We start from the raw sequence: 13968 nt of genomic DNA on the forward strand, positions 1-13968 counted from the left end.
CGACTAGAAGCTTCCAACGCTCCTGGAAGGCTCGGGCGAGAAGGCATACGTCAGGCCGAGCGTGAACCAGTTGCCGCCGCCGTTGAAGCTGAACGGACCGGGGTGTCCCTCGGGGTCGGGTGTCTCCACGGGCCCGCGCAGGAAGGCGAGCCGGTACTCGGCCGTGACGCCCCAGTGCGAGGACAAGCGGAGCGTGGCGCCGAGCGAGCCCATCCACGCCTGCGTGACGTTCTCCATCATGGAAGAACCCTGCCGCTTGGACGCCGCCACGGCGGGCCCGGTGAGGATGCCCGCGAAGGGCACGAGCCCCTGCGGGCCAATCCCCTCCAGCACGCCCTGGAAGCGCAGGCCCACCAGCGCGCCGTACGTGAGCGTCGTCAGCTTGCGGCGCTCGAAGGTGCCGTCGCCCACGGGCTCGGCGAGCCGCAGCGAGTTGCTGCCGCTGACGAAGAGATCGATCCCCAGCTCCACCAGGTCCGTCACCGCGTAAGCGAAGGTGCCCGCCAGCACGGGGCCATCACCGCGCGGATCCACGCCCCGCTCCGGTGGGGGCAGCCACGCGCTGCCGACCTTGCCGGGGCGGTACCAGGAATCGAAGAGGGTGTCGTTCGAGGTCAGCCGCCAGCCCCCGCTGATGGTGATGCGCCCCACTCCGTCCAGCGAGTTGGGCGCGGCGTCCTCCGGTTGGGCGAGCGCAGGCGTGGCGAGGAGGACGAGCAGGGGCAGGAGTCGGCGGGGCATCGGGCGGGCTCTGGACGGACTCACCGCGACCGGGGCGGGCGCACGGCGATTTCGAGGAACGTGGTGCGCCGCCGACACAGCGACGCGACCACGCAGCGGGCCACGCAGAGCGGGCCGAACTCTCGGAAGACGACGCCCAGGTTGGCCAGCACGTCACGCAAGGTGATGACACCGCGCATGCGCTCGCTCCTCGCGTGGGAACCGTGAGTCCGCCCCGTGCTACAGGCGTGTGGCGGACCGTAACAGCGACCTCCCACGCGTCAACTTTCCGGGCGCGCAAGGGCGCGACACGCCTGGGTTTCCGCCTGGATTGCCCCAGGGGCGCTCAGCGGGCGCGGCGCTCCAGCTCCAAGAGCGGCATCTCCAGCACCACCACCGTGCCGTGCGTGCACGGGGGCGTGAAGTCCGCCTTGTCCAGCTCGCCCAACAGCGCGCGCAGCTGCGCGTCCGTCAGCGGCGTGGTGGTGGCGCGGCGCGCGGCGTGGCACGCCATCACCCGCACGGCCTCGGCCAGCGAGACCGCGTCCAGCTCGGCGCCCGGAGGTGGCAGGGCTCGCGCGAGCGCCTCCAACAGCGCGCGCGGATCCGTTCCCTCCAAGCCCGGCGGCACTGTCTTCAGCGCCACCGCCGTGCCCCCAAAGGGCTCCACCTCCACACCCAACCGCGCGAGCGCCTCGCGCCCCTCCACGAGCGACCGAGCCGCCGCCAGCGAGAGGTCCACCGTGGTGCCGAACAACGAAGGCGCGGGTGGCTTCGCCGTGTCCAGCAGGCGCAGGTAGGACGTCAGCCGCGCGCGCTCCAGCGCCGCGTGCGGATCGAGCACCACGAGCGTGCCGCCCGAACCCTCGCACACGTGGAAGCGCCCGCCCAGCAGTCCCAGGGGTCGCAGCGCGCCGAAGTAACCTGGAGGCGGCGCCTCATTGAGCTGCGGCTGGGCCTCGCCGAACGCGGGCACGCGCCCCAGCGGCAGTCCTCCCAGCCCGCCCACGAAGGGACTCGGCTGCGGGGGCGATGACCCCGGCGTCCCCGAGGGCGCATCCATCACCGTGGGCAGCGGCGCGCCCCACGTGGCCTCCTGGGCTCGGGTGAGGAAGCGCTCCACCGCGAGCGCATAGTGCGCGGCGTCCTGCGGCTGCGCGGCGCCTTCCTGCCCCGCCGCGCCCAACCAAGGAGCCGCGCGCAGCACCCGCGTGAGGGCCGCGCCGATGGTGTCCTGCACGCCGCGCGCATCCGAGAAGCGAACCTCCTGCTTCTGCGGATGCACGTTGACGTCCACCGCGCGCGGATCCACGTCGATCTGCAGCACCACCACGGGCTGCCGCCCCGCGGGCAGGAAGTCCTGGTAGGGCCGCTGCACGCAGCTGATGAGGCCCCGGTCGCGCACATAGCGCCGGTTCACGAAGGTGTAGAGACCTCGCGCGTTGGGCAGCGTGTACTCGGGCGAGGCGATGTAGCCCGTGACAGTCACACCCAGTCGCCGCTCCTCCACGGGGAACAAGTGGGGATGCGACGCGGGGCCCAGCACCTCGGCGATGCGGTCGCGCGGGTCGCTGCCGGACGCGGCGCTGGTGAACAGCGCGTTGCCCTCGTGCGTGACGAAGATGGCCACGTCCGGGTAGGCGAGCGCCAGCCGCATGGCCGCTTCCTCGGCGTGCTTCAGCTCGGTGTCGCCCTTGCGCATGAACTTGCGGCGCGCGGGCACGTTGAAGAACAGGTCCTCCACGCTGATGACCGTGCCCACCCGAGGCGGCGCGTCCTCCACCACCGCCGGCCCGCCGCCTTCCACCGTCACGCGCGTGCCCACCAGCGCGCCCGGCTCCGCGGTGTGCAGCGTGAAGCGGGACACGGAGGCGATGGCCGGCACCGCCTCGCCGCGGAAGCCCATGGAGTCGATGCGGAACAGGTCGTCCAGCTCGCGCAGCTTGCTGGTGGCGTGGCGCTCCAGACAGAGCATGGCGTCCTCGCGACCCATGCCGTGGCCGTCATCCGAGACGGTGATGCGCCCCAACCCCCCGCCCTCCAGCTCCACGCGGATGGTCCGAGCCCCCGCGTCGATGGAGTTCTCGCACAGCTCCTTCACCACCGAGGCGGGTCGCTCGACCACCTCGCCGGCGGCAATCTTGTTGATGAGCACGTCGCTCAGGCGCGCGATGCGGGACATGGCAACTGGCCACCCTCCGCCACCCGGGCGACGTTGTCCAGCGCATCCATGACGCAGTGGGCTGACATTCCCGGGCGTCTGGGCTAACACCTGGACCCGCGTATGGACGTGACACGAGCAGACAAGGGCCCGATGCGCGTCGCCGTGACGGGCGCCAGCGGCGAATTCGGCAAGCTGCTGCTCCCGTTGCTGGAGCGCGACCCGAGCGTCGAGCGCATCGTCGTGCTCGATGTGGCGAAGCCCGCGGGCGACAAGGTCGAGTTCCACCGCGTGGACCTCACCCGGCACGACGCGGAGGGCGAGCTGACGGACGCCCTCAACGAGCACGCGGTGGACGCGCTCTACCACCTGGCGTTCCTCTTCGGCCCCATCCGCAGCGGCTCGATGGCGCACGAGTTGGAGGTCGTGGGCACCATGAACGTGCTCACGGCGGCCGGGCGCGCGCGGCTGCCTCGGCTGGTGGTGCCCTCGCTGACGGCCGCGTATGGCGCGCGGGGCAACAACCCCGCCCTGCTGCGCGAGGAAGCCCCGCTCCAGGGCTGCCCGCACAGTCGATTCATCAACGACAAGGTCGAAGTGGAGGGCCAGGTCATGGCCTTCCGCGAGCGGCACCCCGACACGCGCACGCTGGTGCTGCGCTTCGCGCCGCTGCTGGGGCGCGACGTGGACAACCCCGTCACGCGCTTGCTGTCGCGCGCGGTGGTGCCCACCCTGCTGGGGTACGATCCGCTGTGGCAGGCCCTGCACGCGGAGGACGCCGCGCGGGCGCTGCACCTGGCGCTGCGGGCGAACGCGTCGGGCGCGTTCAACATCGTGGGGCGAGGCGTGCTGCCGCTGTCCGGCCTCATCCGTCAGGCGGGTGCCCGCCCGCTCCCCCTGCCCGGCCCGATGTTCCGGGCCGCGCTTCACGCACTGGACATGGCAGGCGCGGCGACGTTGCCGGTGGCCCTGCTCGACTACATGCATTACTCCTGGGTCGCGGATGGAGAGCGCGCCGAGTCGGCGCTGGGCTTCGTCCCCGTCCACCACGTCAGGGATGCCGCTGCGGCGTTGAAGAGGAGCTGAGTCATGGCGAAGGGTGTCCTCGGGAATGATCCGTTCCAGCGCGGCGCGGCCTCCCGCCAGCCGGAGGCCACGGACGCACGCAAGCCCGCCGAGGAGAAGAAGCCCGCGGCGAAGAAGGCCAAGGCCTCGGGCAAGCCAACGAAGCAGGTCGCGGCCGCCAAGGCGACGAAGTCCCGTCAGCCCCCCGCGGCCTCCGCGAAGAAGGCCAGCGCGAAGGCGCGTGAGCAGTCCGCCCCGCCCGTCACTCCGGAGCCCGTCGCCGACGAGGCCCTGCCCCTGCGCGAGCCCGCGGCGCCCGTCACGCCTCGCAGCGCCCCGCCCGCCCGTCCCCCCGTGCTGGCGGACGACGCGGCCCAGCGCACCGAGGAGAATCGCCGGGTGGACCGCGCGCTGACGGAGGCGCTCGCCGCCGAGGTGGCCGAGGCCGCCGCGGCCGCCGCCGTGGACGAAGCGCTCCAGGGTCGCAAGGAAGCCAATCAGGACGTGGACCGCGTGCTGGCCACGGAGCTGGCGGCGGGCATGGCCGAGGCCGCCGTGCGCGAGGTGTTGGACCAGGACTCCGGCACGAGCCCGAACCGGGCCCGGGAGCTGGCGGCCACCGTCGCCGCCCAGGTCGCGGGCGCGGCGGGCGGGCCGGCGGTGGACGAGGTGCTGGAGCAGCACGCCGGCCGAGGCCCCCTGGAGCGTGGCGCCGACAGCCGCGCGCCGCTGGCGTCGGATGACTACGAGGGCCACCTCGAGGACGAAGACGACGAGGACGAGGGCGCGTGGGGTCACGACGCCTGGGGTCAGGACGCCGACGCGGACGAAGAAGAGCTGCTCCCCACGTCGGAGGAAGTCGCGGCGATGGAGGAGGAGCTGGAGCTGGCGGCCAGCGTCACGCGGGACGAGTTCCCATCGCAGCACCGCGCGGGCCTGTCCCTCGTGCCCCCCGTGGAGGGCGCGCAGACGGAGTCCTTCTCCGAGGGCGAGTTCGGCACCGAGCCGGAGCGTCCGCACACCTCCCGCGCGGGAGGAATGTTCGCGCTGGCCCGGGAGATCGCCGGACAGGCGCTCGCGAGCGAGGGACTGGGCCGCGCCATGGGCGCCATGCAGGGCCTCGTGGAAGCGGTGCGCACCGGGCTGGGCTCCAGCGGTGGCACGCGCGTGGACGAGTACGGCAAGGACGCCGCGCTGGTGGAGAACCTCCAGCCGGTGCTCGACTTCCTCTACGGCCCGTACTGGCGCGTGTCCGTGCAGGGCGCGGAGATGGTGCCCTCGGGCGCGGCCATCCTGGTGGCCAATCACTCCGGCGCCCTGCCCTATGACGGGCTCGTGTTGGCGCAGGCCATCACCCGGGAGCGCCCGGATCTGCGCGAGCCGCGCTGGCTCGTCGAGGATCAGGTCTTCCACGCGCCGATGCTGGGCACCCTGTTCAACCGGCTGGGCGCCGTGCGCGCCTGCCCGGAGAACGCGCTGCGCTTGCTCGATGAGCAGCGCCCCGTGGTCGTCTTCCCCGAGGGCTACCAGGGCCTGAGCAAGCCCTTCGCGGAGCGCTACCGCCTCAAGCGCTTCGGGCGCGGCGGCTTCGTGAAGCTGGCGCTGCGCACGGGGGCGCCCATCGTCCCGGTGGCCATCGTGGGCGCGGAGGAGACCTCACCGCTGCTGGGCCGCATCCCCGCCAGCTTCCTGGGCCTGCCCTACCTGCCGCTCATGCCCGGCCCGCTGCCGCTGCCCGCCAAGTGGAGCATCCGGTTCGGCGAGCCCATCGACCTGGGAGACCTGGCGCCCGAATCCGCCGAGGACCTGGGCGAGGTACAGCGCCTCACCGAGCGCACGCGCGAGTCCATCCAGGGGATGATCCAAGCCCTGCTGCGCGAGCGCCGCTCCGTGTTCGCGGGGTGAACGCTTCAGCCGCAGGAGCGGTTACGGCCGCCCTGCTTCGCCTCGTAGAGCCGCTCATCCGCCGCGCGCACCAGGTCCGTGGGCTCGCGGTGGTGCGGCTCCAGCACGGACACGCCCAGCGACACCGTGACGGGGATGGGCTGCTTGTCGAACTCGAAGCGCTGATGCTCCACCAGCAACCGCACCTTCTCGGCGAGCTGGCACGCGCCGCTCAGCGACACCTCCGGCAGGAGGATTCCGAACTCCTCGCCGCCGTAGCGCGCGAAGACGTCCTCGCGGCGAATCTTCGTGCGCACCGTGGAGGCCAGCTGCTTGAGCACCGAGTCCCCCGCCAGGTGGCCGAACGTGTCGTTCACCGCCTTGAAGTGGTCGATGTCCATCAACACCAGGGACAGCACGCGCTCGTAGCGCCGGCTGCGTGACAGCTCGCGCTCCAGCTGCTCGTCGAAGTAGCGGCGGTTGTAGATCTGCGTGAGGCCGTCCATCGTGGTCAGCCGGTAGATCTCGTCGTGGTACGCCGCCTCGATGTTGCCGCCCGCGATGTACTTGAAGATGGTGCGGCCAATCTTCACCAGGTCGCCGTTCCGCAGCTCTCGCGGCGTGGCCGCCGGCTCGTCGTTGATGAACGTCCCGTTCGTCGAGCCCAGGTCCTGGATGCGCACGCCGTCGCGCGTGTTGCGGATGCTCGCGTGGTTGCGGCTCACTGACTCCTGATCGATCTGGATGTCCGCCTTCGACGAGCGCCCGATGAGCGTCTCCTCGCGCGCCAGGTCGTGCTTGCGACCCAGGTCCAGGCCGTAGATGACCACCAGCGCCGCGTCCAGATTGACGGGCCGCTCGGAGATCTTGGAGATGACGGTGATCACCGTCTCCTTCTGCACCATACCGGGATTGACGCTATCACCCAGCAAATCTTGAAAGCGAGCCTCACCCCGCGCGTCGGGGAAAGGAGGAGGAGGCACTGGACGGACGACCCGCCACGTCATGGCCGTGCCTCCGGGCTCGAGGCGACGGGGACGAGGTCCTCGGAAGGAGTCCCCGCCGGGGCGACTCTCACCACGGTCGCGGTGATTCCATAGTCGAGCGTCGAGAGGGCCTGGGTGAGTTCAGAGAGGCGCTCCAGGTCGGAGCCATCCGCCTCGGCCAGCGAGGACGCACCCAGCGGCGCACCGTCCGGTCCACGCACGACCAGGGCATGCAGGGCGAAGTTCGCGGAACTGGCGGGCAAGTCCCCCCAGAACGTGCGGTCCTCGAACTCGGCGGGCGGGCGAGGCAGTCGGACGCCCTGGGCCGCGCGCCGCGGATCCATCAGCACCGTCCACCGATGGCCCGCGCGATTGGTGAAGACGGCTCGGAGCAACGTGGCCCCGACCACGGGCGTGCCCAGTCGCAGCTCGCGCGCTTCCAGGCCGCCGATCGTGTCGAGGGTGCCGTTGTAGAGCGCGCCCTCGGGTGGAGCGAGGAAGTCCATCCCCAGCGCCACCGGGCGAGCCCCCGAGGGATCGAACCGGGGCGCATCCAGCGAAGCCACCACCGTGCTGGTGGCGGATCCGACCGTGCTCTCTCCCAGCACGCCTCCGGACGAGGCCATGGCCACGAGCCGGTACGGCTGTCCCTCCAAACCGTGGTGCGCGGGCGCCATGCGCAGGCGCACCAGACCAGGGCCAGACAGTCCATCCTGGGTATCGGTGTTCGGGTCCGCCGGCGCGCGGTTCAGCGCCGCGCCCATTCCCATTGGCACCACGCCCCGCCCCGGCGCCGTCACCGTGGCGAGCGCGAACGCGCGGTCCAGATAGGCGCCGCGCACGCGAGGCAGCGGCGGGAAGCGCACCACGAAGGGGAAGGCCAGGGGCACCTGCTGGAAGGCGTACGACACCCGAGCGAAGTGCGACACATCGCTCATGTTGGGAGTCGCCGTGCCTGCCCCGGGCGTGGGCACGACCCGGAACTGCACGTCGCGCACCACGGTGGAGTGGAAGCGCGAGGGCGCAGGCAGCGCGCGGATGAGCAGCGCGAGCGGATCCGCCACCGGGCTCAGCATGCTCCCCAGCACCTCGGAACGCGGCACCTGCCCCGTCAGCGCCCAGCCGGTGCGCGTGCCACAGGCCCCCGCGCGGACCGCCTCCTCGGGGAACAGCACGCCGGCGAGGGATGCGTCGCACACGCCCGCGACACCTGGCGCGCTCAGCTCGGGGGACTCACCCGCGGCGGACATGACGAAGCCACCCTGAGGCAACGATTCGAGCGCGCTGCTCGTGCTGGCGCCTCGCGCGGGCCCCAGGAGCTGCACCGGATCCACCTCCGCGGGCAGCCCCGGCGCGGACAGCCCCGTCAGCCCCAGCGCCAGCAGCGGCGTCGCCTCCGCGAAGGGGAACACCACGTCGCGGACCACGCCCCGGGCCCCGCCATAGGTGTCGCGGGGGTTGCGTCGCAGCGGGAGCACCAGGTCGCGCAGCCCCTGCGTGTCGTAGCCCGCGACGGTCAGGTAGCCAAAATCCGGATGGAACGCGGACACCGTCACCTCGCCCGTGGCCGCCACCCACGTCAGGCCCGCCGCGTCCGTCGTCGCCCGATCCAGCTCACCGCCCTGCCCGTTCGACACGGACACCACGGCGCCGGGGATGGCGCGCCCCGTCAGCTCGTCGGCCACGCGCACGCGAATCCCACCGGTCGGAATCTTCGACGTCAGCACCGTGACGCGCGCGGAGCAGGAGGCCGAGCCCAGCGAGACGCCCACCGCCTCGGACTCGGCGCCCGGCGTGCCCAGCACGAAGGTCGCGGTCAGCCCCTGCCCTCCGCCCTGCACCCGCTCGGAGCGAGCCACCCAGGTGGGCGGCTCTCGCGGCACCACCGGCTGCCCCGCCGCGTCCAACACCCAGACCGAGAAGCGCACGGGCGTGCCCGGCCGGCCCACCACCACGTCGGGCACGACCTGGCACGTGGTCGCCAGCGAGAGGGCCGGCGCCGAGCCGCACTGACCATCGCGGCACACCTCGGACGGCAGCGGACAGTCGGCATCCACCGAGCACAGCGCGGCGACACAGCGGCTCGCGTCGCAGCGACACCCCAGGCGATTCGCCTCGCACTGGGGCAGGACCGCCTGGCCTCGGCGCTTCGCGCCACAGTCCGCGTCCACGCGGCACGCCGCCTCGCAGCGGGACACCGCCGTGTTGCAGATGAAGAGCGCGGGATCGCCACAGTCCTGATCCACCGAGCACGGGCCCCCGACCGGAGAGCCCCCGGGAACCTTGGGCGACCCCTCCTCCCCCGACGCACAGCCGAGTGAGAGGCACAGGACGACGAGGGCGACACCCGTGACGGGCGCCAGCAGGCGGAGCGGAGACATGGACGAGGTGGAGGGGGACACCAGTTGCGACATTACCGCTGGAACGGCCCGCGCGCGACGACCCTGGGAGGTGGCACACGCGCCTCCTGCGGTTGTCGGTTGGCTTTCGGGACTTCCCGTCCCATGATCGCGCCGGCATGGCCAGCAGCGAGCCGAAGTCCATCGAGAGCCTTCTTCCCCGAGTCCTGGCGCGCCTTGCCGGAGAGTCCGGACGCGCCCGTCCGTTGACCCCCGTCTGGACCGCGGCGGCGGGCCCCCACATCGCCCGCCACTGCACCCCGCATGTGCTGGAGGGCACCACCCTGGTGCTGACCGTGGCGAGCGCGGAGTGGGCCCAGGCACTCACCCGCGAGGCAGCGTCCCTGTGCGAGCGCCTGAATGAGCGGCTGGGCGAGGGCACGGTGACGGCGCTGGCATTCCGGCTGGAGCCGCGATGATCGCACTGGCGCTCTTGAGCGCGGTGCTCACCGCGGCGCCCGCGCCGGACACGCCGCAGGCGATGGAGGCACGCGCCTCCGCGCACGTGGTGACCGAGTTCGAGCGCATCGGTCGCCGGGCCCCCGTTCCCGACTCGAGCCTGGGCGCCGCGGCCCGCCGGCTCGCGCGCGAGGCCCTCACCCTCTACCCGTCGGGCGCGCCGGACCTGTTCACCCTCACGGACGCGGTCAGCGACTCGGGCGCGGCGGACCCATCACCGCGCACGCTCGTCATCCGAGCCTGGGCACACGCCCACGCCATCGAGACCTTCGAGGCGCGGCAGGACTTCAACGAGGAGCACGCCTCTCACTACGGCCTGGGCGTGGCCTTCGACGACGCGCGCGCCGTCATCGTCCTGCTGCTGGTGGACCGCAAGGTGGAGCTGCAGCCCTTCCCGCGAATCATCGCGGCGGACAAGGCCGCGCGCACGCTGTGCGCTCGCTGGAGCGTGCCGATGCGCACGCCCGAGATCTACATCACCCGCCCCGACGGAGAGGTGGAGCGCGCGAGCCTCATGCCCCGCGCGAGCAGCGGCCCCACGTTCTGCTCGCGCCTCACGTTCGACTCACCCGGCACCTACACCGTGGAGGTGGTGGGCAACGGCGACGCCGGCCCCGAGGTGGCGGCGCTGTTCCTCACCGACCTGGGGCCTCGCAAGCAGCGCGACGACCGCGAGCCCACCCGCGAGCCCACCACCGTCGAGGACGCTCGCCGAGTCCTGTACGAGCGGGTGAACGCCCTGCGCCGCGCGTTCCGACTGTCGGAGCTGACCCCGGACCCGGCGCTGGAGCAGGTGGCGCAGCGCTACAGCGCGCGCATGGGCCACGAGGGCTTCTTCGCGCACGTGGCGCCGGACGGCTCCTCGCTCACGTCGCGATTGCAGGGCTCGCGCTACGTCCGCGCGGGAGAGAACCTGGGCCAGGCCTCGGGACCTCTCGCGGCGCACTTCGGCATCGAGCACAGCCCGGGTCACCGCAAGAACCTGCTGGACCCCTCTTTCCACTTCATGGGCGTGGGCGTGACGTTCCAAGACCTCGGTGGGCGGAAGCAGGCCATCGTGACGGAGGTCTTCACCACGGCTTCGCCCGGCGCGCCGGAGCCGGTGGATCCGCTCGCGGACGCCTACGACACGCTCATGCGCCACCGCAGCGCGCTGAAGCTGCCCCCGATGGCGCGCAGCGAGGTGCTGGAGCGACTCGCACGGCAGCATGCCCAGCGCGCGCTGGAGCTGGACCAGCCCTCGGCCCAGCCAGGCGAGGCGCCCCTGCACGAGCGCGTCTTCGCGGTGCTCCCCGACGCGGGAACAGCGGCGGTGGACTTCTACGTGGTGGGAGATCCGAGCGCGATTCCAGACTCGCGAAGCCTCGCGGACGCGACCAACAACCGGGTCGGCGTGGGAGTGGTGCGAGGAGACTCGAAGCGCTTCGGGCGAGGTCAGTACTGGGTGGCCGTCATCTACGCCGCGGTGCCATGAGGCGACACGCGGCGCGGCACATCCCGCACGGCGACGGCGGGGGCACCCCTTCGTCAGCAAGGGTGTGCCCCGGCACCGTCAGGACGACGTGGCTAGATGCCGCGACGCTGCGTCGCGTAGGCTTCAATGCCCATCTGCGGCGGCGCCACCTGCTGGTTGAGCGGGCACTTCACACACGTGAAGGACTGCCAACCCCGTCGGACAGCTTCATCCAGACAGTTGTCATACTGATTGCAATTGAGATTGCGATGCGTCTCGACACCGGCGCGCTTCGGGCCGGCTTCGGGATTGATGGTCTGCGGCAGATCGGATGGACACGGCTTCATGGAGCCCTCCCTATGAGCAGTTTCCCCCCCCGAGCGCTGTGAACGAGCAGTGCTACCGACGACTTACCCGCCGGGGACACCGGCGGTCCGGAGTGGCGCGCAACAGCCACGCAACGTATTGATTCACCCTAGGTGACGCAACGGGTCGAGCTGTCCATCCCAAGTGCAGGTAATCGTCCGAACGTCTTCAGCGAATGGGACGCGTTTCCGACAGCAAGCTCGACCTGCCGGCGCGGGGATCTAGGTCTTGTCGAGCCGACTGTCAAACCACCCCGCCCATGGGCGGCGGGGAATGTCCATCGAAAACCTCTCGTTGGGTGGCCGCAAAGCCGCGTTGTGAAAGGAAGACTTACATGCGTTGGAGCGGGTTGGTGGCGGGGCTGGTGGCGACTACGGCCCTGGGGCAATCCCCTGCCACCTTGGAGGCAGTTCGCCTGCACCGACCTGACGCGGCGGCTGTGGCCCGGGCTGAACTGGACGCCTGTGTGACCGCCCGCTGCCCGGACGCGGGCCGGATGGCCTTGCTGGCCGGCACGCTCGCCCTCTCGGACGGCCGCGCGGCGGAAGCACGGGACCTGCTCGCGGCCCGGTCCCCGCCCGCCCTCCTGGCCCCCTTCCATGCCTTCTACCTGGGTCAGGCGCGCTTCTATTCGGGGGACCCCGCCGGCGCCGCGAAGGACTTCGAGCGCGCGCTGAAGGTCGCCCCGCCCGCCCTGGCGGCCCGCGCCCGTGCCCGCCTGGGCGAGGCCCTGCTGGATGCCGGACAGGCCGCGCGCGCCGCGCCGGTGCTGGAGTCCGCCGCCGCGGCGGAGCCCGGCCCGGAGCTGCTCTACGAGCGCGCCCAGGCCCGCCGCGCCATCGGCAACACCGCGGGCGAGCGCGCGGACCTGAAGTCCGTGGCGCTGCGCTATCCCAATCACCCCTACGCGGACCAGGCCCTCGTTCGCCTGGCGGAGTTCAAGCCCGCCACGCCCCTCAACCTCGCGGAGCACATGCAGCGCGCGAAGGGGCTCCTGGACGCCGGAGCGCCGGCGCGGGCCCTGGACGAGCTGACCGCCGCCGAGACCGCGCACCTGCTGACCGCCGCACCAGCGCGCGCCCAGGCCGCGCTGCTGCGCGCCCAGGCCAGCTTCGCGCTGGGCAAGCCCGCGGACGCGGAGCAGGCGCTCGCGGTGGCGCGCAAGGGCCCGCCCACGGTGGCCGCCGAGGCCGCGCTGGTCGTCGCCCGCCGCATGCTGCGCACAGATGACAACGTGCAGGCGCGCGCGCTCATGGCCGCGCTGGACAAGGGCTGGCCCACCCTGCCCGCGGGAGAAGAAGGCGGCTTCTTCACCGGCTGGTTGGACTTGCAAGGCGGGCGCTTCGCCGACGCGGCGAAGTCCTTCGCGGCCTACGAGAAGCGCTACCCGCGTTCGCGCCGACGCGACGAAGGCATGTGGTTCCGCGCCTTCGCGCACATCCGCCAGGAGCAGCACGCGGAGGCGCGCAAGGCGCTGGAGGCGCTCGTCGCGGCCTACCCCAAGTCCGCGCTGATGCCGCAGGCGCGCTACTGGCTGGCGCGCACGCAGGAGCTCGCCGGCGCGAACGCGGCGGTGGTCGGCCCGGCCTACGAGTCCGTCATCGCGGCGGCGCCCGCGTCGTTCTACGCGCTGCTCGCCACCGAGCGCCTGCGCGCGCTCGGTCGCACGCCCCCAGCGGCCTTCCCCGAGCCACCGCGCCAGCTCACCGTGCCCCGCCCTCCGGAGCTGGAGCTGGCCGTGGCGCTGACGGAGGCGGGACTCTTCCGAGATGCGGCGGACGAGGTGCGCGTGCGCGCGGCGGGACTTCGCACGGCGGACGAGGCCCTGCCCTTCGTCCACGCCTTGCTCCAACTCGGCGAGTTCGGCCACGCGCACACGGTGGCCGCTCGCTACCTGTGGGGCCGCGCCTTCGGTGCGCGCGAGCCCGATGCGCTCGCGGCCTTCTATCCCCGCGCGTTCGCTTCGGCGGTGGAGGCGGAGGCGACGCGGCAGTCGCTGGATCCGTTCCTCGTGTGGGCCATCATGCGGCGCGAGAGCACGTTCCGTCCGGAAGTCATGAGCGCGGCGGATGCGCGCGGGCTGATGCAGATCATCCCGCCCACCGCCACCGCCATCGCCCTGAAGATGGCGGAGCCCGCGCCCGCGCCCGCCGACCTCTTCGCTCCCGAGCGCAACATCCGCTACGGCGCGTGGTACCTGGCGCAGCTCATGAAGCGCTTCGCGCACCCGGCCCTGGCCGCCGCCGCGTACAACGCGGGCCCCAAGGCCGCCGCGAAGTGGGTGCAGGAGAAGGGCTCGCTGCCGTTGGATCTCTTCGTCGAGTCCATCCCGTTCCGGGAGACGCGCGGCTACGTGAAGCAGGTGATGGCGGACCTGTTCCTCTACCACGCGTTCTACGGCTCGGATGCGGCGGGCACCACGCGACTGTCGCTCGCGGTGCCCGCGGCGTCCGCGGAAGGCGTGAGCTTCTGAGC

11 protein-coding genes are annotated in these 13968 nt (G+C 72.2%); 5 read left to right on the plus strand and 6 right to left on the minus strand.

What is annotated here, in order from left to right:
* Positions 1-3 precede the first annotated feature (3 nt).
* From JGU66_16305 to mutL, 3 genes are all read right to left on the minus strand, one after another.
* Complete coding sequence (locus JGU66_16305; protein MBJ6762333.1) at positions 4-741, minus strand: hypothetical protein; 738 nt, start codon at positions 739-741, stop codon at positions 4-6.
* A 20-nt stretch (positions 742-761) separates the two neighbouring features.
* Positions 762-920 carry a hypothetical protein gene (locus tag JGU66_16310; protein ID MBJ6762334.1) on the minus strand — a complete coding sequence of 53 codons (159 nt, stop codon included), beginning with the start codon at positions 918-920 and terminating at the stop codon, positions 762-764.
* Between the two features lie 146 nt (positions 921-1066).
* Positions 1067-2902, minus strand: coding sequence for a DNA mismatch repair endonuclease MutL (gene mutL, locus JGU66_16315; GenBank protein ID MBJ6762335.1), 1836 nt, complete (start codon positions 2900-2902; stop codon positions 1067-1069).
* 102 nt (positions 2903-3004) lie between these two features.
* Between mutL and JGU66_16320 the strand changes: the two genes are divergently transcribed.
* On the plus strand, positions 3005-3967 hold the full coding sequence (locus JGU66_16320) for an SDR family oxidoreductase (GenBank protein ID MBJ6762336.1): 963 nt from the start codon (positions 3005-3007) through the stop codon (positions 3965-3967).
* A gap of 3 nt (positions 3968-3970) precedes the next feature.
* Entirely contained in the window at positions 3971-5851 is a 1881-nt protein-coding gene (locus JGU66_16325; protein MBJ6762337.1) for an acyltransferase family protein, read from the plus strand.
* 5 nt (positions 5852-5856) lie between these two features.
* Here JGU66_16325 and JGU66_16330 read toward each other — a convergent pair whose 3' ends face one another.
* Positions 5857-6732, minus strand: a complete 876-nt coding sequence (locus tag JGU66_16330; protein ID MBJ6762338.1) for a GGDEF domain-containing protein — start codon at positions 6730-6732, stop codon at positions 5857-5859.
* A 101-nt stretch (positions 6733-6833) separates the two neighbouring features.
* Positions 6834-9197, minus strand: a complete 2364-nt coding sequence (locus JGU66_16335; protein ID MBJ6762339.1) for a carboxypeptidase regulatory-like domain-containing protein — start codon at positions 9195-9197, stop codon at positions 6834-6836.
* 137 nt (positions 9198-9334) lie between these two features.
* On the opposite strand from JGU66_16335, the gene JGU66_16340 reads away from it, so the two are divergent.
* Together JGU66_16340 and JGU66_16345 are read left to right on the plus strand one after the other, a co-directional pair.
* Positions 9335-9634 (plus strand): DUF721 domain-containing protein, encoded by a 300-nt coding sequence (locus JGU66_16340; GenBank protein ID MBJ6762340.1) that lies wholly within the window; start codon positions 9335-9337, stop codon positions 9632-9634.
* The gene (locus JGU66_16345; GenBank protein MBJ6762341.1) at positions 9631-11148 is read left to right on the plus strand and encodes a CAP domain-containing protein; all 1518 of its coding nucleotides are present in this window, start codon (positions 9631-9633) and stop codon (positions 11146-11148) included. The genes JGU66_16340 and JGU66_16345 overlap by 4 nt, the downstream gene beginning before the upstream one ends.
* Positions 11149-11240: 92 nt before the next feature.
* Here the strand turns inward: JGU66_16345 and JGU66_16350 are convergent, their stop codons facing one another.
* Positions 11241-11474 (minus strand): hypothetical protein, encoded by a 234-nt coding sequence (locus tag JGU66_16350; protein ID MBJ6762342.1) that lies wholly within the window; start codon positions 11472-11474, stop codon positions 11241-11243.
* Between the two features lie 353 nt (positions 11475-11827).
* Between JGU66_16350 and JGU66_16355 the strand changes: the two genes are divergently transcribed.
* Entirely contained in the window at positions 11828-13966 is a 2139-nt protein-coding gene (locus tag JGU66_16355; protein MBJ6762343.1) for a transglycosylase SLT domain-containing protein, read from the plus strand.
* Positions 13967-13968 lie beyond the last annotated feature (2 nt).

It is taken from the genome of Myxococcaceae bacterium JPH2 (assembly GCA_016458225.1).
Lineage (GTDB): Bacteria > Myxococcota > Myxococcia > Myxococcales > Myxococcaceae > Citreicoccus.

Bases quoted from the DNA above. Each gene is read 5' to 3' on its own strand.
- JGU66_16325 (MBJ6762337.1), top strand. From the start codon at position 3,971: ATGGCGAAGGGTGTCCTCGGGAATGATCCGTTCCAGCGCGGCGCGGCC.
- JGU66_16340 (MBJ6762340.1), top strand. From the start codon at position 9,335: ATGGCCAGCAGCGAGCCGAAGTCCATCGAGAGCCTTCTTCCCCGAGTC.
- JGU66_16310 (MBJ6762334.1), bottom strand. From the start codon at position 920: ATGCGCGGTGTCATCACCTTGCGTGACGTGCTGGCCAACCTGGGCGTC.
- mutL (MBJ6762335.1), bottom strand. From the start codon at position 2,902: ATGTCCCGCATCGCGCGCCTGAGCGACGTGCTCATCAACAAGATTGCC.
- JGU66_16355 (MBJ6762343.1), top strand. From the start codon at position 11,828: ATGCGTTGGAGCGGGTTGGTGGCGGGGCTGGTGGCGACTACGGCCCTG.
- JGU66_16335 (MBJ6762339.1), bottom strand. From the start codon at position 9,197: ATGTCTCCGCTCCGCCTGCTGGCGCCCGTCACGGGTGTCGCCCTCGTC.
- JGU66_16345 (MBJ6762341.1), top strand. From the start codon at position 9,631: ATGATCGCACTGGCGCTCTTGAGCGCGGTGCTCACCGCGGCGCCCGCG.
- JGU66_16305 (MBJ6762333.1), bottom strand. From the start codon at position 741: ATGCCCCGCCGACTCCTGCCCCTGCTCGTCCTCCTCGCCACGCCTGCG.
- JGU66_16320 (MBJ6762336.1), top strand. From the start codon at position 3,005: ATGGACGTGACACGAGCAGACAAGGGCCCGATGCGCGTCGCCGTGACG.
- JGU66_16350 (MBJ6762342.1), bottom strand. From the start codon at position 11,474: ATGAAGCCGTGTCCATCCGATCTGCCGCAGACCATCAATCCCGAAGCC.